The sequence below is a fragment of the Paraburkholderia phymatum genome (assembly GCF_038900715.1).
Taxonomy (GTDB): domain Bacteria; phylum Pseudomonadota; class Gammaproteobacteria; order Burkholderiales; family Burkholderiaceae; genus Paraburkholderia; species Paraburkholderia phymatum_A.
In genome coordinates this window covers 75,014-97,418 of sequence record NZ_JAYMRZ010000026.1, presented here as the reverse complement: position 1 = coordinate 97,418, position 22,405 = coordinate 75,014, and the positions used below count along the sequence as shown (strand labels likewise).

The window sequence follows — 22,405 nt, the reverse complement described above, 5'->3', positions numbered from 1 at the left end:
TTGCGGGGCACCACACCGAACACGACGCCGACGCGCAATCACGCAGCACCGCGCGCCGGCCGACGCAAGCCAGAACGAGAGTATTGAGTGAACGTTTTCTTTGAGGAATCGGGCAGTTTCAAGGCGGGCAGCGTGCTGTCGCGTCAGGGCGACGCGTTCCAGGTCGAGCTGCCTGGCGGACGCCGCGCGAAAGTCCGCGCGAAAGACGTGCTGATCGAGTTCGAGAAGCCAACGGCGGGCGAGCTGATGGAGCAGGCCGACGCCGTTGCGCAGGACATCGATCTCGACTTTCTGTGGGAATGCGCGCCGGAAGAAGAGTTTCCGTTTGCGACGCTCGGCGCCGAGTATTTCGGCGAGTCGTCGTTCGGGCCTGTCGAGCGCGCGGCGCTGATCCTGCGCATGCATGGATCGCCCGTCTATTTCCGACGCAAGGGGCGCGGCCAGTATCAGCGCGCACCGGAAGAGCAGCTGAAGATGGCGCTCGCGTCGCTCGAGCGCAAGCGCCAGCAGGCGCTCGTCCAGCAGAGCTACGAAGAGGAGCTGAAGGCGGGCCGTCTGCCGGATGGCTTCCAGAGCAAGGCGCTCGGCCTGCTGACGAAGCCCGACAAGAACTCGATCGAATACAAGGCGCTCGAAGCCGCGGCGGCGGCGCGCGGCATTTCGGCGGCGCGTCTGATGCTCGAATGCGGCGGCATTCCGTCGGCGCGCGCGCTGCACGAAGCGCGCTTCCTGTCCGAATACTTCCCGCATGGCACCGGCTTCCCGGCCGTGACGGTCGGCGAGCTGCCGGAAGATTTGCCGCAAGCCGAAGTCGAAGCGTTCTCGATCGACGACGTGACAACGACTGAAATCGACGACGCGTTCTCCGTCGAGCATCTCGCCGACGGGCGCGTGCGGATCGGCATTCACATCGCGGCGCCCGCGCTCGGCATCGCGCGCGGCGATACCGTCGATGCGATCGCGCGCGGCCGTCTGTCAACGGTGTACATGCCGGGCGACAAGATCACGATGCTGCCCGATTCCGTCGTCGACACATTCACGCTTGCCGAAGGCGGTCTGCGGCCGGCGCTGTCGCTGTACAGCATCGTGAATCGCGAGACGCAGGAAATCGTCGCGAGCGAAACGCGCGCCGAACTCGTCTACGTGAAGAACAATCTGCGCCACAACACGCTCGACGAACTCGTGACGGAAGAGGCGCTCGCCAACGGCACGGGTGACTATCCGCACAAGGAAGACATCGCGGTGCTGTGGCCGTTCGCGCAGTCGCTGTTCGAGAAGCGCCAGGTCGCGCGCGCGGGCTACGGCCTGAAGCGCGAAGTGCAGCGCAATACCGATTTCAACTTCTACGTCGAAGGCGAGCACGTGACGATCACACCGCGCCGCCGCGGTTCGCCGCTCGATACGATCGTCGCCGAACTGGCGATTCTCGCGAACTCGACGTGGGGCGCGTTCCTGCACGATCACGGCGTGCCGGGCATCTATCGCTCGCAGCGCGCGTTCGGCGCGCCCACGGGCCCGAAGCGCACGCGCATGCAGACGACGGCCGCACCGCACGAAGGACTCGGCGTCGCGCAGTACGCGTGGAGCACGTCGCCGCTGCGCCGGTATGTCGACCTCGTGAACCAGTGGCAACTGATCGCGTGTGTGCAGCACGGCGTGACGGCCAAGCTCGCGTCGCCGTTCAAGCCGAAGGACGCCGATCTGTTCGCCGTCGTGCAGGGCTTCGACGACACCTATACCGCGTACGCCGATCATCAGCGGCGCATGGAGTATTTCTGGTGTCTGCGCTGGCTCACGCAGGAGAACAGGAAGCAGGTGGTCGCGTCGGTGGTGAAGGGCGATCTCGTGCGGCTCGAAGAAGTGCCGCTGCTGCTGCATGTGCCGGGGCTCGGCGTGCATGCACGCGGCACGCGGCTGATGCTCGAAGTGATGTCGGTCGATGAGCTGACGATCGAGGCGTCGGTGCGTCCGCTGCACGTGCTCGATGCGCCGACGGTGACGAGCGGCGCGGAAGAGGAGGAGGAGGGCGACGAAGAGATCATCGACGCCGCCGATGCATCCGCCGAAAGCGAAGCCGAAGCGCAGGCCGAAGCCGACACCGCGACGAACGCAGAAGGCGAGCCGGCGGCCGGCAACGATTCGTCGGCATCCGCCGATCAAAAGGACGTGAACCAGGACGCGACGGAGCACAGCAGATGAGCACAACGCCGACCCAGCGTGACCGCTACGCGGTGATCGGCAATCCGGTCGCGCACAGCAAGTCGCCGTTCATCCATGCGCGTTTCGCCGAGCAGACAGGCGAGCCCGTCGAATACGGCCGCCTGCTCGCGCCTGTCGACCAGTTCGCGGCGCACGTGCGCGCGTTCATCGACGAAGGCGGGCGCGGCCTGAACGTGACCGTGCCGTTCAAGCTCGACGCGCATGCGTTCGCGACGTCGCTGTCGCCGCGCGCGGCCGCGGCGGGCGCGGTGAATACGCTGCGCTTCGACAAGGACGGCGGCATCTACGGCGACAACACCGATGGCTTCGGCCTCGTGCGCGACATCGAAGTGAATCTGCGCGTGCCGCTCACGGGCGCGCGTGTGCTGTTGCTCGGAGCGGGCGGCGCGGCGCGCGGCGTCGTGCTGCCGATTCAGGAGCGCAAGCCGCACACGCTGACCATCGTGAACCGGACGGCATCGAAGGCCGAGGCGCTGGTCGCGCAATTCGCGAGCGCGGCATGCGACGCGGCGTGCCGTCTGACGGGCGGCAGCGCGCAGGCGATCGAACCCGGCGCCTACGATGTGATCGTCAACGCAACGGCGAGCAGCCTCGATGCGTCGCTGCCCGAGTGCGACGACGGCGCGTTCGGCGCGAGCACGCTCGCGTACGACATGATGTACGGCGCGCAGCCGACCGTCTTCATGCAGCACGCCAGCCGGCTCGGCGCGCGCGCGGCGGACGGGCTCGGCATGCTGGTCGAACAGGCGGCGGAGTCGTTCTTCGTGTGGCGCGGCGTGCGTCCCGATGGCGCGCCCGTGCTCGCCGCGCTGCGCGAGATGCTGCGCGCGCCGCAAAGCGCGTAAGCGCGGGCAGCGCCCACGCGTTCCCCGACTTCACGGCACAGCGACGACAATGACAAAAACGAGGCGCGCGAGCAGGCCGGGGTCGAATGCGGGGCCGACGCGCTGGGTGGCCTACGCGGTCGCGGTCTTCGTTGCCGCGTGGTTCGCGACGCAGCTGTTCTACTTCGCGCAGATCGCGTTATGGAACTACGTGAATCCGCCGTCGACGGCGTTCATGCGGTCCGATGCCTGGCGTCTGTCGCAGGATCGTCCCGATCTGTCGATCCAGCACATATGGATGCCCTACGATCAGATCTCGCGCAATCTGAAGCGCGCGATCATCGCGTCGGAAGATGCGAATTTCGTCAATAACAACGGCTACGAAACCGACGCGATTCTCCAGGCGTGGGAGAGGAACAAGGCGCGCGGCAAGATCGTCGCAGGCGGTTCGACGATCACTCAGCAACTGGCGCGCAATCTGTTTTTGTCGCGAGAGAAAAGCTATATCCGCAAGGGCCAGGAACTGATCATTACGTGGATGCTCGAGACGCTGATGGACAAGGAGCGAATTTTCGAGATCTATCTGAATTCGGTCGAATGGGGCAACGGCGTGTATGGCGCGGAAGCGGCGGCGCGCTATTACTTCAAGACGTCGGCGGCGAAGCTGACGGCTGGCCAGTCGGCGCGGCTCGCGGTGATGCTGCCGAGACCGAAATACTTCGACGAGCATCGCAGCTCCGGCTATCTCGCGCAGCGCGCACGGGTGATCGCCCGCAGAATGGGCGCGGCGGAATTGCCGGATTGATTATCCGGTTTCAAGGTGTAATAAAAACGGCGATTATCTTCGCGGATAATCACCGTTTTTTATTTTGACGAACCGGATTATTTGAATCTGTAATTCGCCCCGATGGTAATGCTGTTGTTTACCCAATGGGTGTTGTGTGCATTGGCTGCATCGTGAGTCCATTCAGAGAACAAGCTCACATTTTTCGTGAATTGATATTCGACGCCGATGCCGTAATGGAAGGCCGACGAGGGCCAGTCGGTGGTCACGCCAAGGCGCGCATACGGCATGAATCGATCGATCGGATAACCGATCTTTGCATCGACTCCTCCGTCCTTGTAGGTCGCGGAACCGTGATGCAGATCGGCGAACGCTTCGGCGCCAAGTACCACCGGGCCGAGATTGAAACCGTAGCCGACCACCAGGCCAGGGAAGAACGTCGTGTGCGACGGCTTTGCCATCGCGCCCGATGCACTCGAAAAGTTCGCACCAGCCTTGACGCCGACATAAGGACCGGAGAAGTCAGCTACCAACTGATCGTGCGTCGGTTGCGCGTGAGCCATGCCTGCGCCGACAATTGCCGCGCATATAAATAGCGGTTTGAATCGATTCATGATTTTATCGGTATTTTAAATTGAGTTGCGAGAGTGCCAGCGAATCGAAAATGATCGGCATATGACTGTGATGCGCCAATTGTCGAAAGCATTTAGTGATTTGCTTGAGCGTAAGCAGGCTAAGCAGGCAAAAGCGGACTCTCCATCGGATGACTCCGAAACACATATCCCCAGTCTTGGATTTCGCTAATTTCTGACTACAGGCGCTTATCGTCATGTAGCAGGGTGGTGGGGTATTTCTGTCGGATATTCCCGAGCACGTTCGCCAATGACATCCCAACATATGAACGCAACGCTCATATGTTGGTGAATCTCAAAAAAGCGCCCTACAATCCGGTTCAACAAGCCGAACGACATCGGCAAAAAACACCGCCTCGTCGCCAGCGCCATGCGCGGCGCATGAAGCGGGATGAAACTGGAGACGCCACGCCATGCCTTCCTGCTCCTTGCTGCACGACACGCGCGCCGCGCACACGCTGCACGCGCCACTTCCAGTCGCTCCGGACGCGAGCCGCCAAGCCGGCACTTCGCGGTAACTCCCCTCTGCACGTTGCCCACCCGCCATGAACAAAGCGATGACCACCCACGCCGAGTCAGAAGCGCCGGATGTGCAGGACGCGTCTTCAGCATCCGAAGCGCCTGAAGCATCTCAAGTACCGGAAGCACCTGGAAAGCAGAAGGCAGACGCTGCGCGCACGCCCGCGCCGCGCTCCGCGAACGGCGCCGTCGTTCCGTCGCCGCCCGCCGACAGCATCGGCCTGCCGAGCACGCTGCTCGACATCACGCCGCAGCAGGCGGGCACGCAGACGCTGCTGCGCGGCCTCGCGATTCTCGAAGCCGCCGCAGCCGGCGTGCGCGACCTGCGCACCTTCGGCGCCGCGCTCGGCACGACGCGCAGCACGACGCACCGGCTCGTCAGCAGCCTCGTGCAGGCGCGTTATCTGCGCCAGGTGCAGGGCGGCTATCTGCTCGGTCCGAAGCTGATCGAACTCGGCACGATCGCGCTCGAACAGATGCCGCTCACGACGGTCGCGCGTCCGCATCTGGAGTCGCTTGCCGATCTGACGCACGACACCATCCATCTCGGCGTGCGCGACGGCGACGATGTGCTGTACATCGACAAGATCCCCGGCACGCGCGGCCTCGAAATGCGCTCGCGCGTCGGCCACCGGATGCCGCTCGCGTCGACGGGCATCGGCAAGGCGATGATGCTCGACCTCGTTCCCGATCAATGGCAGTCGCTGTTCGACGCGTCGCGCCGCGCGCTCGCGGGCGTCAGCTTCAAGCCCGACAACCGCCCCGACCAGCAGACCTTCATGCAGCGCATGACGAACTACGCGGCTGGCGGCTTCACGTTCGATCTCGAAGAGAACGAAGCATCGATTCGCTGCGTGGCCGCGCCCGTGCGCGATGCGTCGGGTTCGATCGTCGCGGCGCTGTCGGTGGCGAGCACGATCCCGTACATGTCGCTCGAACGCATGGACGAACTGATCCCCGTCGTGCAGCGCGAAGCGCGCGCAATCTCCGAAGAACTGGGCTGGCGTGTTCCGCAACCGACTACGCGCAGGATCAAACGATGACTCAGACGGGTTCGACCCTGTCCACGCAACGCGCCGAGCCGGCCCAGCCGGCAGGCGGCGCCGCGCTGATCGCGCTCGACTGGGGCACGACCTCGTTGCGCGCGTATCTGTTCGATGCGAACGGCGCGGTGCTGGAAACGCGTGCATCGACGGCCGGCATCATGAATTTGCCGCGCCCCGCTGCGGAAGGCGGTTTCGATGCCGCATTCGATGCCGCCGTCGGCGCGTGGCTCGACCGCTCGCCTGAACTGCCCGTGATCGCGGCGGGCATGGTCGGCAGCGCGCAGGGCTGGAAAGAAGCGCCGTATGTGAATACGCCCGCGAGCGCCGATGCGCTCGTCGACGGCATCGTGCGCGTGCAGACCGCGCGCGGCGTGGCGCTCAACATCGTGCCCGGCGTGCTGCAGAACGGCGAACTGCCGAACGTGATGCGCGGCGAGGAAACGCAGATTTTCGGCGCGCTGGCTTGCGCGGATGCGTCGGACGCCGGTGCGTCGGCAGCCAGCAAGGGCGTGCTGATCGGTCTGCCAGGCACGCACGCGAAATGGGTGATGGTGCGCAACGCGCAGATCGAGCGTTTTCACACGTTCATGACGGGCGAGGTGTTCGCGGCGCTCACCGAGCACACGATTCTCGGCCGCACGATGGTCACGCCCGACCTTCCCGACACCGATGCGTTTTTGCGCGGCGTGCGCGTCGCGCGCGACAAGGGCCAGGCCGGCGTGCTCGCGACGATCTTCAGCACGCGCACGCTCGGCCTGACGGCTCAACTGACGCGCGAGCAGCAACCCGACTATCTGTCCGGTCTCCTGATCGGCCACGAACTGAGCGGCCTCGAAGCCGCGCTCGCGCAACAGCAATCGACGCTCGCCGGCCGCTCGTTGCAGTTGATCGGCAACGAAGCGCTGTGCGAGCGCTATCGGCTCGCGCTCGAGCAGTTCGGCTGCCATCGGGCGGAACTCGTCAGGCACGCGACGGAGCGCGGCTTGTGGCGCATCGCGGCGCAAGCGGGCCTCGTCGGCGAGGCGTCGGGCGCCGCGCGGGCGAGCTGAAGCGGCCCGAAGCGACATGAGGCGACCCGAGGCGGCGAGCGACGAACAGCAACTGACACAGCAAGCGACATAGGAACCGACATGCAACTCGATCTGAATCTGCCCGCACCGTATCAGCCGCACGCCGGCCTGATGGCCGCTTTCGAAGCGTGTCCGCTGATCGCGATCATGCGCGGCATCACGCCCGCCGACGCCGCCGATCACGGCCGCGCGCTCTACGAAGCCGGCTTCCGGATCATCGAAGTGCCGCTGAATTCGCCGAATCCGTTCGACAGCATTTCGGCCATTCGCCAGGCCATTCCCGTCGATGCGATCGTCGGCGCGGGCACGGTGCTGCGCGGCGAGCTCGTGCACGACGTGAAAGCGGCGGGCGGCGAGCTGATCGTGATGCCGCACAGCGACCCGGAAGTGGTGACGACGGCGAAGTCGCTTGCGATGGCCTGCGCACCCGGCGTCGCGACGCCGACGGAAGCGTTCCTCGCGCTGAAGAACGGCGCCGACGTGCTGAAGATGTTCCCGGCCGAACAGATGGGCTGCCAGATCGTGAAGGCGTGGCGCGCGGTGATCCACAAAGACGTGCCGTTGCTTCCCGTCGGCGGTATCGCGCCGGACAACATGGGCCCGTTCCTGAGCGCGGGCGCGAACGGTTTCGGGCTGGGCTCGGCGCTGTACAAGCCGGGCCAGCCGGCGACGGCGACGGCTTCGAACGCGAAGGCGTTCATCAACGGCCTGCGCATCGCGCGCGCGGGCGTGAAGAAATGAACCGGCTCGCAGGCAAGGTCGCGCTGGTGACGGGCGCGGGACGCGGCATCGGCGCGGCGATCGCGGCGGCGTTCGCGCGCGAAGGCGCGGCTGTCGTGCTGGCGGAGCTCGATATCGATACAGCACAAAAGACGGCCGCCGACATTGCGGCACAAACAGGCGGCAAGACGCTCGCGGTGCAGACGGACGTCACGCAGTCGGCTTCCGTGCAGCGCGCGGTGAGCGAAGGTGAAAGGGCGTTCGGCCCGATCGGCGTGCTCGTGAACAACGCGGGCATCAACGTCTTTTGCGACCCGCTGACGATGACCGACGACGACTGGCGCCGCTGTTTCGCCGTCGATCTGGACGGCGTGTGGAACGGTTGCCGCGCGGTGCTGCCGGGGATGGTCGAGCGCGGCGAAGGCAGCATCGTGAACATCGCGTCGACGCACTCGTTCAAGATCATTCCGGGCTGCTTTCCGTACCCGGTCGCGAAGCACGGCGTGATCGGCCTCACGCGCGCGCTCGGCATCGAGTACGCGCCGCGCAACGTGCGCGTGAATGCGATCGCGCCCGGCTACATCGAAACGCAGCTGACGCACGACTGGTGGAATACGCAGTCCGATCCCACCGCCGCGCGCCAGGCGACGCTCGATCTGCAGCCGATGGGACGCATCGGCAAGCCGGAGGAAGTCGCGATGACAGCTGTCTTTCTCGCGTCGGATGAAGCGCCGTTCATCAACGCGAGTTGCATCACGGTTGATGGCGGGCGCTCGGCGCTCTATCACGACTGAGCGATACGGAAGAAGAAAGCGCAACGAAGCAGTAGCGAAGGAACAGAAGAAAAGCAGCAAAGGCGCCTCGCAAGAAGAGGCGACGGTGTCGACCGCTTGACGCGCTGGCCGCGTGTGTCAAAGCCGGTACAAGAAGACGCGGCCAATACCTTCTCGTTACTCACTAGTCAGGAGACACGCATTATGAAACGCAGAATTTTCCTCACGCTGGCAGCGGCGGCGACGGCGGTGCTCTTCAACGCACCCATCGCGCAAGCCGCCGACCCGGTCAAGATCGGCTTTCTCGTGAAGCAGCCGGAAGAGCCGTGGTTCCAGGACGAGTGGAAGTTCGCCGAAACGGCCGCCAAGGAAAAGGGCTTCACGCTGGTGAAGATCGGCGCGCCGTCGGGCGAGAAGGTCATGAGCGCAATCGACAACCTCGCTGCGCAAAAGGCGCAGGGCTTCGTGATCTGCACGCCGGACGTGAAGCTCGGACCGGGCATCGTCGCGAAGGCGAAGGCTGATGGCCTGAAGATGATGACGGTGGACGACCGTCTGGTCGACGGCGCGGGCAAGCCGATCGAATCGGTGCCGCACATGGGCATCTCGGCGTACAACATCGGCAAGCAGGTCGGCGAAGGCATCGCGGCTGAAATCAAGAAGCGCGGCTGGGACATGAAGGACGTCGGCGCAATCGACGTGACCTACGAGCAGTTGCCGACGGCGCACGACCGCACGTCGGGCGCAACCGATGCGCTCCTCGCAGCGGGCTTCCCGAAGGCCAACGTGATCGCCGCGCCGCAAGCGAAGACCGACACGGAAAACGCGTTCAACGCAGCGAACATCGCGCTGACGAAGAATCCGCAGTTCAAGCACTGGGTAGCCTACGGCCTGAACGACGAAGCCGTGCTCGGCGCGGTGCGCGCAGCGGAAGGCCGCGGCTTCAAGGCCGACAACATGATCGGCGTCGGCATCGGCGGCGCGGACTCGGCATTGAACGAGTTCAAGAAGCCGAACCCGACGGGCTTCTTCGGCACCGTGATCATCAGCCCGAAGCGCCATGGCGAAGAGACGTCGGAACTGATGTACGCGTGGATCACGCAAGGCAAGGAACCGCCGAAGCTCACGCTGACGCAGGGCATGCTCGCGACGCGCGAAAAGGTGGGCGATGTGCGTTAAATGTGGGGCCTCGCTGCGATGTACGGGGGCTGGGGGACGCTGGCGCGTTATTGCCGTGGGGCGGCATTCACGCGCCGCGCGCAGGACGTAACGGATCGGAAGCAGGCGAAGGCAAGCCGTCGTGCAGGCGGACAGGAGACGATCGCGCGGACGACTGCGCGGACGACGACGGCCCGCACGAAGGATCAATCGAAGCAACAGGAGGCAAAGTGTCAGCGACGCTGCGTTTTGACAATATCGGCAAGGTGTTTCCAGGCGTGCGTGCGCTCGACGGAATTTCTTTCGACGTGCACGCCGGCCAGGTGCACGGCCTGATGGGCGAAAACGGCGCAGGGAAATCGACCCTGCTGAAGATTCTCGGCGGTGAATATCAGCCGGATTCCGGCCGCGTGCTGATCGACGGCAACGAAGTGCATTTCGCGAGTGCGGGCGCGTCGATTGCCGCGGGGATCGCGGTGATTCACCAGGAACTGCAGTACGTGCCGGACCTGACGGTATCGGAAAACCTGCTGCTGGGCCGCTTGCCCAACACGATCGGCTTCGTGAAGAAGGCCGATGCGAAGCGCTACGTGCGCGAGCAGCTCAAGGCGATGGGTGTCGATCTCGATCCGAACGCGAAGCTGCGCAAGCTGTCGATCGCGCAACGGCAGATGGTCGAAATCTGCAAGGCGCTGATGCGCAATGCTCGCGTGATCGCGCTCGACGAACCGACGAGTTCGCTGTCGCACCGCGAGACGGAAGTGCTGTTCAAGCTGGTGCGCGATCTGCGCGCCGACAACCGCGCGCTGATCTACATCTCGCACCGCATGGACGAGATCTACCAGCTGTGCGACGCATGCACGATCTTCCGCGACGGCCGCAAGGTCGCGTCGCATCCGACGCTCGAAGGCGTGAGCCGCGACACGATCGTCAGCGAAATGGTCGGCCGCGAAATCTCGGACATCTACGGCTACCGGCCGCGCGAGCTGGGTGAAGTGCGCTTCTCGGCGAAGAACATCGAAGGCCATCCGCTCGCCGAGCCCGCGAGCTTCGACGTGCGGCGCGGCGAGATCGTCGGCTTCTTCGGTCTCGTCGGCGCGGGCCGCAGCGAACTGATGCACCTCGTCTATGGCGACGACCCGAAGAAGGGCGGCGAGCTCGTGCTCGACGGCAAGCCGATCAAGGTGAAGAGCGCCGGCGAGGCGATCCGCCAGGGCATCGTGCTGTGCCCGGAAGATCGCAAGGAAGAAGGCATCGTGGCGATTGCGTCGGTGGCGGAGAACATCAACATCAGTTGCCGCCGTCACTATCTGAAGGCGGGCGTGTTTCTCGACCGCAAGAAGGAAGCCGAAACGGCCGACCGCTTCATCAAGCTCTTGAAGATCAAGACGCCGAGCCGCCGCCAGAAGATTCGCTTCCTGTCGGGCGGCAATCAGCAGAAAACGATTCTGTCGCGCTGGCTGGCCGAGCCCGATCTGAAGGTGGTGATTCTCGACGAGCCGACGCGCGGCATCGACGTCGGCGCGAAGCACGAGATCTACAACGTGATTTATCAACTCGCGGAGCGCGGCTGCGCGATCGTGATGATTTCGTCGGAGCTGCCTGAAGTGCTGGGCGTGTCCGACCGTATCGTCGTGATGCGGCAAGGGCGCATTTCCGGCGAGTTGTCGCGCGGCGCCGCGACCGAGCAATCGGTGCTGAGCCTCGCGCTGCCGAAGAGTTCGTCGACGGCGCAAGCGGCATGAATTCGTGCAGGACGTTTGCGCAAGTCGCGAACGACTGCTGCGAATGAGCACTGAACGAGATCTGAATCCGACCGGGACGACAGCCCCGATAGACCGATAGCCCGTGGGGAACGGGAGGAGTGAACAAAATGCAAGCCAGAGAAAACCTCGCGCAACAGGCGGCCAAGAGCGCCGCCGAAGCGCTGATTCCGCAAGCCAGCGACAAGCAGAAGTGGTGGCAGCAGATCACCGAGTACAGCCTGATCGTGATCTTCGCGGTGATGTTCATCACGATGTCGCTGACCGTCGATCACTTCTTCTCGATCGAGAACATGCTCGGCCTCGCGCTGTCGATTTCGCAGATCGGCATGGTCGCGTGCACGATGATGTTCTGTCTCGCGTCGCGCGATTTCGACCTGTCCGTCGGCTCGACGGTCGCGTTCGCGGGCGTGCTGTGCGCGATGGTGCTGAACGCGACGGGCAACACGTTCATCGCGATCTTCGCGGCCGTCGTGGCGGGCGCGGTCATCGGCTTCGTGAACGGCGCGGTGATCGCGTACCTGCGCATCAACGCGCTGATCACGACGCTCGCGACGATGGAAATCGTGCGCGGGTTGGGCTTCATCGTGTCGCATGGCCAGGCGGTGGGCGTATCGTCGGATACGTTCATCGCGCTCGGCAGCCTGTCGTTCTTCGGCGTGTCGCTGCCGATCTGGGTGACGCTGGTCTGCTTCATCGCGTTCGGCGTCATGCTCAACTCGACGGTGTACGGCCGCAATACGCTCGCCATCGGCGGCAATCCGGAGGCATCGCGTCTCGCCGGTATCAACGTCGAACGCACGCGCGTCTTCATCTTCCTGATCCAGGGCGCGGTGACGGCGCTGGCAGGCGTGATTCTCGCGTCGCGTATCACGTCGGGTCAGCCGAACGCGGCAGAAGGCTTCGAGCTGAACGTGATTTCGGCGTGCGTGCTGGGCGGCGTGTCGCTGCTCGGCGGCCGCGCGACGATTTCGGGCGTCGTGATCGGCGTGCTCATCATGGGCACCGTCGAAAACGTGATGAACCTGCTGAACATCGACGCGTTCTATCAGTACCTCGTGCGCGGCGCGATCCTGCTCGCGGCAGTGCTGCTGGACCAGTTGAAGAACCGTGGCTCGCGCGACTGATCGCGCGCAACAACCAACGTCAGAAGGAAACCGAACGATGTCGTCTCCGGCCAACGCGAACGCGCGCGATGAACACAGCGTCTATGCGCGCTATCCGAGCCTCGTGGACCGCACGGTGCTGATCACGGGCGGCGCGACGGGCATCGGCGCGTCGTTCGTCGAGCACTTCGTCGCGCAGGGCGCGCGCGTCGCGTTCTTCGATATCGACGAAACGGCGGGCGATGCGCTCGCCGACCGGCTCGGCGATTCGCGCCACAAGCCGCTGTTTCTGTACGTCGATCTGACGGATATCGACGCGCTGAGGAAAGCGATCGCCGACGTGCGCGCCGCGATGGGCCCCATCGCGACGCTCGTCAACAACGCGGCGAACGATCGACGCCACAAGATCGAGGACGTCACGCCCGAGTCGTTCGACGCGGGCATCGCCGTCAACGTCCGTCATCAGTTCTTCGCGGCGCAGGCCGTCGCCGACGACATGAAGGCAGCGAGAAGCGGCTCGATCATCAACCTCGGCTCGATCAGCTGGATGCTCAAGAACGGTGGCTATCCCGTGTACACGATGGCGAAGTCGGCCGTGCAGGGACTCACGCGCGGGCTCGCGCGCGATCTCGGTCCGTACAACGTCCGCGTCAATTCGCTGGTGCCCGGCTGGGTGATGACGGAAAAGCAGAAGCGCCTGTGGCTTGACGATGCGGGCCGGCTCGCGATCAAGCAGGGCCAGTGCATCGACGCCGAGCTGCTGCCCGAAGACCTCGCGCGGATGGCGCTTTTCCTCGCCGCCGACGACAGCCGCATGATCACCGCGCAGGATGTGATCGTCGATGGAGGCTGGGCATGAGCGACACGACGCGAAGCGGGACGAAAGGCGCGACGAACGACGCGGCGGCGAACGTACAGGCGGCGCTGCTCGTCGATTCGAAATGCGCGCTCGGCGAAGGCGCGACATGGGACGCGCGCGGCGGTTTCTTCTACTGGACCGATATTGAAGGCGCGCGTCTATGGCGGTACGATCCGCGCGATGGACGCAGCACGTTCTGGAGCATGCCCGAGCGGCTGTCGACTTTCGCGCTGTGCGCCGATCCGCACTACATGCTGTTGGGTCTCGCGTCGCGGCTTGCTTTCTTCGACCTTGCAACGGGACAGATCGAGCACATCGTCGATGTCGAAGCGGGCATGAACACGCGCGTCAACGATGGGCGCTGCGATCGCGAGGGACGCTTCGTGTTCGGCACGAAGGACGAAGCGTCGCCTGTGCAGCCCGTCGGCGGGTTTTACCGGCTGAATCACGATCTGTCGCTGGAGCGTTTGCCGTTGCCATCGCCGGCGATTTCGAACAGTATCGCGTTCAGCCCCGATGGCGCGACGATGTACTTCTGCGATTCGCCGACGCGCGAAATTCGCGCGTGCGATTACCACGCGGACGGCCGCGTCGCGAACGAGCGCCTGTTCACGAAGCTGACCGACGAGACGGGCGAGCCGGATGGCTCGACAGTCGATAGCGAAGGCGGCCTGTGGAACGCGCAATGGGGCGGACGACGCGTCGTGCGCTATGACGCGGGCGGCGTCGAGACGGAACGCATCGACGTGCCGACCGCGCAGCCCAGTTGCGTCGCGTTGGGCGGCGCGCAGTTGGGCACGCTGTATGTGACGAGCGCGCGTGTCGGGCTCGACGCGCAGGCGCTCGCCGCCGATGCGCTCGCCGGTGGCGTGTATGTCGCGACGCAGGGCCGGCGCGGTTTGGCGGAGCCCGTGTTCAAAGGCTCGCCAGCGGCGCTCGCGGGAAGACGAGGCACGTAAGTGGTTGGAGTGCGATGCGCGCTGCGTATCGGAAGCAGCCGGTAGTCGAAGCAATTGCGCAAATGAAATGCGCGAAGCAAGCACACGAAGCACGTGATCGAAAGAAGCATTCTGGAGCAGGGCAGTCCGCGCCCCGAAGGAAGTCCACGCGAGGGGCAGCATGCAGCAAAGACCCAAGAGGCGGCCGCTACGCCGCGCCGCCCGCATAAGCCGCCATCTGCCGTCCGACGCGCCGATGGCGATGTTCGATGCCTCTCATGGGAGCCTGATATGACTGTCGCGAATTCCGCTGTTCCGTCGTCTCCTCAGTCTCGCGCGCGGCGAGCGCGGCTTGCGGCCGCCGTGCAGCAGCCGGTGCTGGCCGGGCCGAGCACGTCCGCAGTGGCGGTCGGCGCGGCGAGCGCCGGCGACGTCGCGTGCGTGACGCTCGCCAATTCCCTGTTGCGGCTCGATGTGGCGCCGACGCTCGGCGGCGGCGTCACGCGCTTCGACTTCCGCAACGAGGGCACGCTCGTGCCCGTGTTCAGGCGCTGCCGCCATGTCGACGCGGACACCGACGCGAACGATCTCGCGTGTTATTCGCTGCTGCCGTATTCGAACCGGATCGGCGGCGGACAATTCACGCTGGGCGAGCGTGTCATCGACGTGCCGTGCAACCGCGACGGAGAACCGCTCCCCATTCACGGCGACGGCTGGCTCGCGAAGTGGGACGTCGCAGCCGCCGATCACGACAGCGTCACGCTGACGCTCGACCGGCGCGACGGCAAGCCCTACGCGTATCGCGCGAAGCAGACTTACGCGCTCGAAGGCGCGACGCTCGTCATTACGCTCGAAGTCGAAAACACGGGTCGCGAGACGATGCCGTTCGGCCTCGGCGTGCATCCGTTTCTGGTGCGCGATGGCGACACGCAACTCTCGGCGGCGGCGGCGGGCCTGTGGCTTTCCGGCGACGACTGGCTTCCCGTACGCCATGTGCCCGTGCCGCCCGCGTGGCAGTTCGGCGTTGCGTATCCGCTGCCGCGCTCGTTCGTCAATCACGCGTTCACGGGCTGGAGCGGACACGCGACGGTGGTGTGGCCGAAGCGCCGGCTGTCGCTGACGATGTCAACGAGCACCGAGTACTACATCCTCTACACGCCGACGTCGAAGGACTTCTTCTGCTTCGAACCCGTCGATCACCCGATCAACGCGATGAACCTGCCCGGCGGCGCGGCCGACAACGGCATGACGATGCTCGCGCGCGGCGAGCGGCTCGCGCGCTCGTTCAGCTTTACCGTCGAGCGGACTGGACTGCGCGCGATGGCGGGCGGACGCGGCGCGAAGCGCGGGCAATGAGCACGGCGCTCTCGTGATTGTGGTGTCGATTCCGCGCCCCGTGGCTCCATTTCCCGCAAGCCCGATTCGCAGCGTGCGATCGCCGCGCGATCTGCGTTCCGGCGCTGCATGGGGCGCTTTGCAATGGCTGGCCGCGTGGCGAGGCTGCGTCTGCAACCGGCGGCGCGGGTAAAATACGCGGCTCATCAGTCATTGACGCGCCGCGAGATTTTTTATGTCCACATTCATCCAGACGCTCGACCACGCATGGCAGACCACGAACTCGCTGCTGTGCGTCGGGCTCGACCCTGAGCCGTCGAAATTTCCCGGCGCGTACGCCAACCGCTCGGACGCGATCTTCGATTTCTGCAAGAAGATCGTCGACGCGACTGCACCTTACGCATCGTCGTTCAAACCGCAGATCGCGTACTTCGCCGCGCATCGCGCCGAAGAGCAGCTGGAGCAGCTGATCGCGCACATTCATCTGAAGCATCCGGGCCTGCCTGTGATTCTCGACGCGAAGCGCGGCGACATCGGCAGCACGGCGGAGCAATACGCGCGCGAAGCGTTCGACCGCTATCGCGCCGATGCCGTGACGGTGAATCCGTATATGGGTTTCGATTCGATCGAGCCCTACCTCGAGCACGAGGGCAAGGGCGTGATCGTGCTGTGCCGCACGTCGAATCCGGGCGGCTCGGACCTGCAGTTCCTGGAGACGGGCGGCCGTCCGCTGTATCAGACCGTCGCGCGCCTTGCGGCGGAAAAGTGGAACACGAACGGGCAGCTTGGCCTCGTCGTGGGCGCGACGTTCCCGAAGGAAATCGAAGTGGTGCGCGGGATTGTCGGCGAGATGCCGCTGCTGATTCCGGGCATCGGCGCGCAGGGCGGCGACGTCGAGGCGACGGTGAAGGCCGGCCGCACACAGCCGGGTACGGGGATGCTGATCAACTCGTCGCGCGCGATCCTTTACGCGGGCAAGGGCGACGACTGGGCGGAAGCGGCGGCGCAGGCGGCGAAGGACACGCGCGACCGTATCAACGCGTTCCGGCAGGCATAACCGAAAGCTTTGATGGAGCGGCCGGTCAGCCTTGGCCGGTCGTCGGACCGAGCTTCACGATCAGGCCGCGATGCTGCGCAAACTCGCGTAGCAACGCATCGACGCTGCCGATTTCGAACTCGCTGAACTCGAATCCCGGCGCGACCGTACAGCCGACGAGCGCAACGCTCGACGCATCGTCGCACTGGGCGGCGAACCAGCGGCCGGATCGAACGACGGCCTGAAACACGCAATCGGCGTTGGCGAGCGCATTGCCGAGCCGATGAACGGCGAGCGCGCCGTCGTCTTCGAGCACGTATACATTGAGCGGATCGCCGGCGTAGAAGTGCCAGAGTTCGTCGGACTTGATCCGGTGCCACGCCGAGTGCGCGCCATCGCAGAGAAGGTAGTAGATCGCGGTGGATGCCGAGCGAAGCTCCGTCGAATTCTCGCGACGAACGCAATCGCCGGCGCGGTAAGTCTCGCGGAAGAAGCCGCCTTCGGGATGCGGCTGGAGATCGAAGCGGCGGATCAGTTCATCGCGGTCAATATTCGAGGCCATGATTCTTCCGATGAGTGCGAAGGCGCGTGGGCTGCGCGCGGATAGTGCGATGGGGAAACAGCGCGATAACTAAAAAGAAGCCAGCGGTTCGAGCGACGTCCCTGCAAGGAACAAAAAATCACCGCTCCCGCTCGTCGAGCAGAATCAAAAGCCCGCGCAGCGCATGCGTCGCGGCCTGCACTCTGACCCGCTCCCGATCGCCTTTGAAAACCAGCGTCTCGACAACCGTATGCAGCCGGTTGCTCCAGCCGAAGCACACCATGCCCACCGGCTTGGACTCGGTTCCGCCGCCGGGCCCGGCCACGCCCGTAATCGACAGCGCGACCTGCGCGCGCGAATTCCTCAACGCGCCTTCGACCATCGCGCGCGCAACAGGCTCGGACACGGCGCCATGTTTGTCGATCAGATCGGACGGCACGCCGATCATCTCGATCTTCGCCTGGTTCGAGTACGTCACGAAGCCGCGCTCGAACCATCCGCTGCTGCCCGAAATGTCGGTGATGGCCGTCGCGACCATCCCGCCCGTGCAGGATTCGGCCGTGGCCAGCATCAGACGCTCGTCCCGCAGACGATTGCCGACGCGAATCGCGAGTTGATGAACGACGGAATCGGTAGCCATGCTGGACTCCGGGTAAGAGGGGACGCCAGGGGCGTCAGGAGCACGAGGAGAAAATCAGACCGACATCCGCCAAAGCGCAATCACCAGCAACGTGAAAAACGCTGCGACGAGATCGTCGAACATGATGCCAAAGCCGCCTTTCAGTCTGCGATCGAAGTACCGGATAGGCGGCGGCTTCACCATGTCGAAGAAACGGAAGATGATGAACGCCCACAACTGGCCGGTGAACGTGGCGGGCGTGACCATTAGCAGCACCAGCCAGAACGCGACGATCTCATCCCAGACGACCGACGACGGATCGTCGATGCCGAGCCGGTTGGCCGTGAAGCCGCAGATCCCGATGCCGGCGACGAACCCGCCAACGATCAGAATGGCCCATTCGATGACCGTGAGCTGCGCGCTGAACGCAGCGAACGATGCCCACGCGAACAGTGTCCCGAAAGTGCCCGGCGCAATCGGCGACAGGCCGCTGCCGAAACCCAGTGACAAGATATGCAGCGGATGTGACAGCATGAAGCGCGCATTCGCGCGTCGCGGCCTGGGCGCGCGCGGCTCGCCCTGACCGGAGCCATTCGGTGATCCGCCGGGTCGTCCGTTCGTTGGCGCGTCGGAAAAATGGCCGGCGGAGCCAAGCGAGGTTTCATTCTGCATGGAAATGGTCGAAGCCTTGCAACGTCAAAGTGAGGGGGGCGCCCGACGCGTCGTGCCAGGAGATCGCGGGCACCGCGCCGGCTGAGTCGAGTGGAGTTATTGTACCGACGCGCGTCACGGCCACACCCGCCTGTTGACCCGCCGCAACGACTGCTGCACGCGCGGACGCCGGCGCGGTGAAGCACAGCTCGTAGTCGTCGCCGCCCGCGATCGTGCAGCGGCGCTGGATGTCGGCGGGAAGACGGCGCAGCGCATCCGAGCGCGGCAGCGCGTCGGCGTCGACGGTTGCGTTCAGGTGCGAGCGCTCCAGAATGTGCATCAGGTCGCCGGCGAGTCCATCCGATATGTCGAGCGCCGCGCGCGCCACGCCGCGCAGCGCGAGACCGAGCGCGATGCGCGGCTCGGGCAGTTCCATCGCTCGGCGGAATGTTGCCGCGTCGCTCGCATCGGCGGTCCATTCGCCGCGCTGCACGCCAAGACTCGCGCGCGCGTCGCCCAATGTGCCCGACACCCAGATATCGTCGCCGGGCTGCGCGGCATCGCGACGCAGCGCGCTCTGCGGCGGCACCGAGCCGAACACGGTGATGCACAAATTCAGCGGCCCGCCCGTCGTATCGCCGCCGATCAGTTCGCAACCGTAACGCTCGGCCAGATCGAAGAGCCCGTCGCTGAATGCGGACAGCCAGTCGGCGTCGGCTTTCGGCAGCGAGAACGCCAGCGTGAACGCCTGGGGCTTTGCGCCCATCGCGGCGAGGTCGGACAGATTCACCGCGAGCGCCTTGTGACCGAGCGCTCCCGGATCGACATCAGGGAAGAAGTGGCGGCCTTCGACCAGCATGTCCGTCGAAATGGCGAGCATCTCGCCTGCGGGCGGGGCGAGCAGCGCGCAATCGTCGCCGATTCCAAGCGCGGCGCGTTGCGGGTAAGCCGAATCTGACGCGCGGCGCGCAAAGAAGCGGTCGATGAGCGAAAACTCTGAAAGCATAAATGGGCGTGGCAGTGCGTAAGGGCGGCCGAAGCGGCGGCCGAAGCGAGTGAATCGACAGGCTCAACAAACGCGAACAGGGAGCGAACACGACGCTAAACGCGCGCATTGTAGTCGCCGCGAGAGCCGGGATGAAATCGCGCGCTTGCCTTTCACGCTGTTTCGGTCGCGGCACTTGCACCCGGATTGCAGGCTTCGATTTGTGGGATTGGCGCTACAATGCCGTCGAACATCTATTCTAATCCGCACTTTCACGTCCGCTTATGTCGACTCCCGTCAATACCAAACTCCGTGAAGCCGCTCTCGATTATCACGAATTCCCGACCCCCGGGAAAATCGCGATCGCCCCGACGAAGCAGATGATCAACCAGCGCGATCTGGCGCTGGCGTACTCGCCGGGCGTTGCGTTCGCGTGTGAAGCGATTGTCGAGAATCCGCTCAATGCCGCACGATTCACGGCACGCAGCAACCTGGTCGGCGTCGTGTCGAACGGCACCGCGGTGCTCGGCCTCGGCAATATCGGGCCGCTCGCGTCGAAGCCCGTGATGGAAGGCAAGGCCGTCCTCTTCAAGAAGTTTGCCGGGATCGACGTGTTCGACATCGAATTGAACGAGACGGACCCGCACAAACTGGTCGAGGTGATCGCCGCGCTGGAGCCGACTTTCGGCGGCATCAACCTGGAAGACATCAAGGCGCCCGACTGCTTCATCGTCGAGCGCGAGTGCCGCAAGCGCATGAAGATTCCCGTCTTCCACGACGACCAGCACGGCACGGCGATCGTCGTCGCGGCGGCGTTCACGAACGGGCTGAAAGTGATCGGAAAGGATATCCGGGAAGTGAAGCTGGTCGCGTCGGGTGCGGGCGCGGCGGCGCTCGCCTGTCTGAACCTGCTCGTCGATCTTGGCCTGCCGCTCGAAAACATCTTCGTGACCGACCTGGCCGGCGTCGTCTACAAGGGCCGCGTGGAACTGATGGACCCGGACAAGGAGCGCTTCGCGCGTGAAACCGACGCGCGCACGCTGTCGGACGTGATTGCCGGCGCGGACGTGTTCCTCGGCTTGTCGGCAGGCGGCGTGCTGAAGCAGGAAATGGTCAAGCAGATGGCGGACAAGCCGCTCATCCTCGCGCTCGCCAATCCGACGCCGGAAATCCTGCCGGAACTCGCGCTGGAAGTGCGCCCGGATGCCGTGATCGCAACAGGCCGCACCGACTATCCGAATCAGGTCAACAACGTCCTGTGCTTCCCGTTCATTTTCCGTGGCGCGCTCGACGTCGGCGCGACGGTCATTACGAAGGAAATGGAAATTGCCGCGGTCAACGCGATCGCGGAACTGGCGCGCCAGGAGCAGTCTGACATCGTCGCGACGGCGTACGGCATTCAGGATCTGTCGTTCGGTCCGGAATATCTGATTCCGAAGCCGTTCGATCCGCGCCTGATCGTCAAGATCGCGCCCGCCGTCGCGCAGGCCGCGATGGATTCGGGCGTCGCCACGCGTCCGATCGAGGACATGGAGGCGTACACGCAGCACCTGCAGCAGTTCGTTTACCACAGCGGCACGACGATGAAGCCGATCTTCCAGCTCGCGCGCGGCGTCGAGCCGGAGAAGAAGCGGATCGTGTTCGCGGAAGGCGAGGAAGAGCGCGTGCTGCGCGCGGTGCAGATCGTCGTCGACGAAAAGCTCGCGAAGCCGATCCTGATCGGCCGTCCCGCCGTCATCGAGCAGCGTATCGCGAAGTACGGCCTGCGCCTCGTCAACGGCCAGGACTACATGGTGGTCAATACCGATCACGATGAGCGCTATCGCGATTTCTGGCAGACGTATCACAAGATGATGTGCCGCAAGGGCTTCACCCAGCAGATGGCGAAGCTCGAAATGCGCCGCCGCACGACGCTGATCGGCTCGATGCTGGTGAAGAAGGGCCACGCGGACGGCATGATCTGCGGCACGGTCAGCACGACGCACCGCCATCTGCACTTCATCGACCAGGTGATCGGCAAGAAGGAAGGCGCGAAGGTCTACGCGGCGATGAACGCGCTGGTGCTGCCGGGCCGGCAGATTTTCCTCGTCGATACGCACGTGAACGTCGATCCGACGGCGCAAGAGCTGGCCGAAATCACGATCATGGCAGCGGAAGAAGTGCGCCGCTTCGGCATCGAGCCGAAGATCGCGCTAGTGTCGCATTCCAATTTCGGTTCGAGCAATGCGCCTTCTGCGCAGAAAATGCGCGATGTCCTCGCTATCTTGCAGGAACGCGCGCCGCATCTGCAGGTGGACGGCGAAATGCACGGCGACCTCGCGCTCGACGCGAACCTGCGCCGCGAAGTGCTCGCGGAGTCGACGCTGGAAGGCGATGCGAACCTGCTCGTGATGCCGAACATCGACGCCGCGAACATCTCGTACAACCTGCTGAAGACGGCGGCCGGCAACAACATCGCGATCGGCCCGATGCTGCTGGGCGCGGCGCAGCCGGTGCACGTGCTGACGCCTTCGGCGACGGTGCGTCGGATCGTCAACATGACGGCGCTGCTGGTCGCCGACGTGAACGCATCGCGTTAAGTCTGTCGTTTGTCTCGCGCGGGCTGGCGTTTGTTAGCCTGCGCAGGCAAAAAAAGAGGCGTGCCCGCAATGGGCACGCCTTCGAGCAGTGGCTGGGGATTAGCCATCCCGCAAAAGGTCGACGCATGACATGAATCCGGCGTGCAGACTGTCGGGACGACGAGGCATGAGAGTCGTCCAACATCGAACCTCAAAGATAAGCTTATCTCGATCGAGATAAAGTGTGCGTCAAGATTTGTCAAATCTG

General features: G+C 64.6%; 20 protein-coding genes. 15 read left to right on the top strand and 5 right to left on the bottom strand.

The features are described 5' to 3' along the window. The first annotated feature begins 87 nt into the window (after positions 1-87). Genes VSR68_RS34755 through mtgA form a run of 3 tightly spaced genes read left to right on the top strand, consistent with a single transcriptional unit; the run spans position 88 to position 3,849 of the window. Positions 88-2,199 carry a ribonuclease catalytic domain-containing protein gene (locus VSR68_RS34755; protein ID WP_342944093.1) on the top strand — a complete coding sequence of 704 codons (2,112 nt, stop codon included), beginning with the start codon at positions 88-90 and terminating at the stop codon, positions 2,197-2,199. Then, complete coding sequence (gene aroE, locus VSR68_RS34750; RefSeq protein WP_342944092.1) at positions 2,196-3,065, top strand: shikimate dehydrogenase; 870 nt, start codon at positions 2,196-2,198, stop codon at positions 3,063-3,065. Before VSR68_RS34755 ends, aroE begins: the two co-directional genes overlap by 4 nt. 49 nt (positions 3,066-3,114) lie before the next feature. Next, positions 3,115-3,849, top strand: coding sequence for a monofunctional biosynthetic peptidoglycan transglycosylase (gene mtgA, locus VSR68_RS34745; RefSeq protein ID WP_342944091.1), 735 nt, complete (start codon positions 3,115-3,117; stop codon positions 3,847-3,849). Between the two features lie 77 nt (positions 3,850-3,926). Here mtgA and VSR68_RS34740 read toward each other — a convergent pair whose 3' ends face one another. Then, positions 3,927-4,442, bottom strand: coding sequence for an outer membrane protein (locus tag VSR68_RS34740; RefSeq protein ID WP_342944090.1), 516 nt, complete (start codon positions 4,440-4,442; stop codon positions 3,927-3,929). A gap of 563 nt (positions 4,443-5,005) precedes the next feature. Between VSR68_RS34740 and VSR68_RS34735 the strand changes: the two genes are divergently transcribed. The 11 genes from VSR68_RS34735 (at position 5,006) to pyrF (ending at position 16,804) form a co-directional block, all read left to right on the top strand. After that, positions 5,006-6,022, top strand: coding sequence for an IclR family transcriptional regulator (locus VSR68_RS34735; protein WP_342944089.1), 1,017 nt, complete (start codon positions 5,006-5,008; stop codon positions 6,020-6,022). Next, positions 6,019-7,074, top strand: coding sequence for a 2-dehydro-3-deoxygalactonokinase (locus VSR68_RS34730; RefSeq protein WP_342944088.1), 1,056 nt, complete (start codon positions 6,019-6,021; stop codon positions 7,072-7,074). Before VSR68_RS34735 ends, VSR68_RS34730 begins: the two co-directional genes overlap by 4 nt. An 81-nt stretch (positions 7,075-7,155) precedes the next feature. Then, entirely contained in the window at positions 7,156-7,836 is a 681-nt protein-coding gene (locus VSR68_RS34725; protein ID WP_342944087.1) for a 2-dehydro-3-deoxy-6-phosphogalactonate aldolase, read from the top strand. Further along, complete coding sequence (locus tag VSR68_RS34720; protein WP_342944086.1) at positions 7,833-8,609, top strand: SDR family oxidoreductase; 777 nt, start codon at positions 7,833-7,835, stop codon at positions 8,607-8,609. Before VSR68_RS34725 ends, VSR68_RS34720 begins: the two co-directional genes overlap by 4 nt. Positions 8,610-8,792: 183 nt before the next feature. Next, positions 8,793-9,767 carry an arabinose ABC transporter substrate-binding protein gene (locus VSR68_RS34715; RefSeq protein WP_342944085.1) on the top strand — a complete coding sequence of 325 codons (975 nt, stop codon included), beginning with the start codon at positions 8,793-8,795 and terminating at the stop codon, positions 9,765-9,767. A gap of 209 nt (positions 9,768-9,976) precedes the next feature. After that, positions 9,977-11,491 carry an L-arabinose ABC transporter ATP-binding protein AraG gene (araG, locus tag VSR68_RS34710; RefSeq protein WP_342944084.1) on the top strand — a complete coding sequence of 505 codons (1,515 nt, stop codon included), beginning with the start codon at positions 9,977-9,979 and terminating at the stop codon, positions 11,489-11,491. A 128-nt stretch (positions 11,492-11,619) separates the two neighbouring features. Next, positions 11,620-12,636, top strand: coding sequence for an L-arabinose ABC transporter permease AraH (gene araH, locus VSR68_RS34705; RefSeq protein WP_087735180.1), 1,017 nt, complete (start codon positions 11,620-11,622; stop codon positions 12,634-12,636). Positions 12,637-12,673: 37 nt separating this feature from the next. Further along, positions 12,674-13,474 carry an SDR family oxidoreductase gene (locus VSR68_RS34700; RefSeq protein ID WP_342944083.1) on the top strand — a complete coding sequence of 267 codons (801 nt, stop codon included), beginning with the start codon at positions 12,674-12,676 and terminating at the stop codon, positions 13,472-13,474. Then, entirely contained in the window at positions 13,471-14,433 is a 963-nt protein-coding gene (locus VSR68_RS34695; protein ID WP_342944082.1) for an SMP-30/gluconolactonase/LRE family protein, read from the top strand. Before VSR68_RS34700 ends, VSR68_RS34695 begins: the two co-directional genes overlap by 4 nt. Positions 14,434-14,703: 270 nt before the next feature. Continuing rightward, entirely contained in the window at positions 14,704-15,768 is a 1,065-nt protein-coding gene (locus VSR68_RS34690) for an aldose 1-epimerase (protein ID WP_342944081.1), read from the top strand. A gap of 214 nt (positions 15,769-15,982) precedes the next feature. After that, positions 15,983-16,804, top strand: coding sequence for an orotidine-5'-phosphate decarboxylase (gene pyrF / locus VSR68_RS34685; RefSeq protein ID WP_342944080.1), 822 nt, complete (start codon positions 15,983-15,985; stop codon positions 16,802-16,804). A 25-nt stretch (positions 16,805-16,829) separates the two neighbouring features. On the opposite strand, the gene VSR68_RS34680 is transcribed toward pyrF, so the two are convergent. From VSR68_RS34680 to thiL, 4 genes are all read right to left on the bottom strand, one after another. Next, positions 16,830-17,345 (bottom strand): cupin domain-containing protein, encoded by a 516-nt coding sequence (locus VSR68_RS34680; protein ID WP_342944079.1) that lies wholly within the window; start codon positions 17,343-17,345, stop codon positions 16,830-16,832. Between the two features lie 118 nt (positions 17,346-17,463). After that, on the bottom strand, positions 17,464-17,964 hold the full coding sequence (locus VSR68_RS34675; protein ID WP_090868493.1) for a CinA family protein: 501 nt from the start codon (positions 17,962-17,964) through the stop codon (positions 17,464-17,466). A 54-nt stretch (positions 17,965-18,018) separates the two neighbouring features. Next, the gene (locus VSR68_RS34670; RefSeq protein ID WP_342944078.1) at positions 18,019-18,615 is read right to left on the bottom strand and encodes a phosphatidylglycerophosphatase A; all 597 of its coding nucleotides are present in this window, start codon (positions 18,613-18,615) and stop codon (positions 18,019-18,021) included. Then, on the bottom strand, positions 18,605-19,600 hold the full coding sequence (gene thiL, locus VSR68_RS34665; RefSeq protein ID WP_342944077.1) for a thiamine-phosphate kinase: 996 nt from the start codon (positions 19,598-19,600) through the stop codon (positions 18,605-18,607). Before thiL ends, VSR68_RS34670 begins: the two co-directional genes overlap by 11 nt. Positions 19,601-19,863: 263 nt before the next feature. Between thiL and VSR68_RS34660 the strand changes: the two genes are divergently transcribed. Then, the gene (locus tag VSR68_RS34660; RefSeq protein WP_342944076.1) at positions 19,864-22,158 is read left to right on the top strand and encodes an NADP-dependent malic enzyme; all 2,295 of its coding nucleotides are present in this window, start codon (positions 19,864-19,866) and stop codon (positions 22,156-22,158) included. The last annotated feature ends 247 nt before the right edge of the window (positions 22,159-22,405 follow it).

Excerpts from the sequence above, each read along its gene's own strand:
- VSR68_RS34715 (WP_342944085.1), top strand. The coding sequence starts at position 8,793 with ATGAAACGCAGAATTTTCCTCACGCTGGCAGCGGCGGCGACGGCGGTG.
- araH (WP_087735180.1), top strand. The coding sequence starts at position 11,620 with ATGCAAGCCAGAGAAAACCTCGCGCAACAGGCGGCCAAGAGCGCCGCC.
- VSR68_RS34735 (WP_342944089.1), top strand. The coding sequence starts at position 5,006 with ATGAACAAAGCGATGACCACCCACGCCGAGTCAGAAGCGCCGGATGTG.
- aroE (WP_342944092.1), top strand. The coding sequence starts at position 2,196 with ATGAGCACAACGCCGACCCAGCGTGACCGCTACGCGGTGATCGGCAAT.
- VSR68_RS34670 (WP_342944078.1), bottom strand. The coding sequence starts at position 18,615 with ATGCAGAATGAAACCTCGCTTGGCTCCGCCGGCCATTTTTCCGACGCG.
- VSR68_RS34740 (WP_342944090.1), bottom strand. The coding sequence starts at position 4,442 with ATGAATCGATTCAAACCGCTATTTATATGCGCGGCAATTGTCGGCGCA.
- VSR68_RS34720 (WP_342944086.1), top strand. The coding sequence starts at position 7,833 with ATGAACCGGCTCGCAGGCAAGGTCGCGCTGGTGACGGGCGCGGGACGC.
- VSR68_RS34695 (WP_342944082.1), top strand. The coding sequence starts at position 13,471 with ATGAGCGACACGACGCGAAGCGGGACGAAAGGCGCGACGAACGACGCG.
- VSR68_RS34690 (WP_342944081.1), top strand. The coding sequence starts at position 14,704 with ATGACTGTCGCGAATTCCGCTGTTCCGTCGTCTCCTCAGTCTCGCGCG.
- VSR68_RS34680 (WP_342944079.1), bottom strand. The coding sequence starts at position 17,345 with ATGGCCTCGAATATTGACCGCGATGAACTGATCCGCCGCTTCGATCTC.
- pyrF (WP_342944080.1), top strand. The coding sequence starts at position 15,983 with ATGTCCACATTCATCCAGACGCTCGACCACGCATGGCAGACCACGAAC.
- VSR68_RS34660 (WP_342944076.1), top strand. The coding sequence starts at position 19,864 with ATGTCGACTCCCGTCAATACCAAACTCCGTGAAGCCGCTCTCGATTAT.
- VSR68_RS34675 (WP_090868493.1), bottom strand. The coding sequence starts at position 17,964 with ATGGCTACCGATTCCGTCGTTCATCAACTCGCGATTCGCGTCGGCAAT.
- VSR68_RS34700 (WP_342944083.1), top strand. The coding sequence starts at position 12,674 with ATGTCGTCTCCGGCCAACGCGAACGCGCGCGATGAACACAGCGTCTAT.
- mtgA (WP_342944091.1), top strand. The coding sequence starts at position 3,115 with ATGACAAAAACGAGGCGCGCGAGCAGGCCGGGGTCGAATGCGGGGCCG.
- thiL (WP_342944077.1), bottom strand. The coding sequence starts at position 19,600 with ATGCTTTCAGAGTTTTCGCTCATCGACCGCTTCTTTGCGCGCCGCGCG.
- VSR68_RS34730 (WP_342944088.1), top strand. The coding sequence starts at position 6,019 with ATGACTCAGACGGGTTCGACCCTGTCCACGCAACGCGCCGAGCCGGCC.
- VSR68_RS34725 (WP_342944087.1), top strand. The coding sequence starts at position 7,156 with ATGCAACTCGATCTGAATCTGCCCGCACCGTATCAGCCGCACGCCGGC.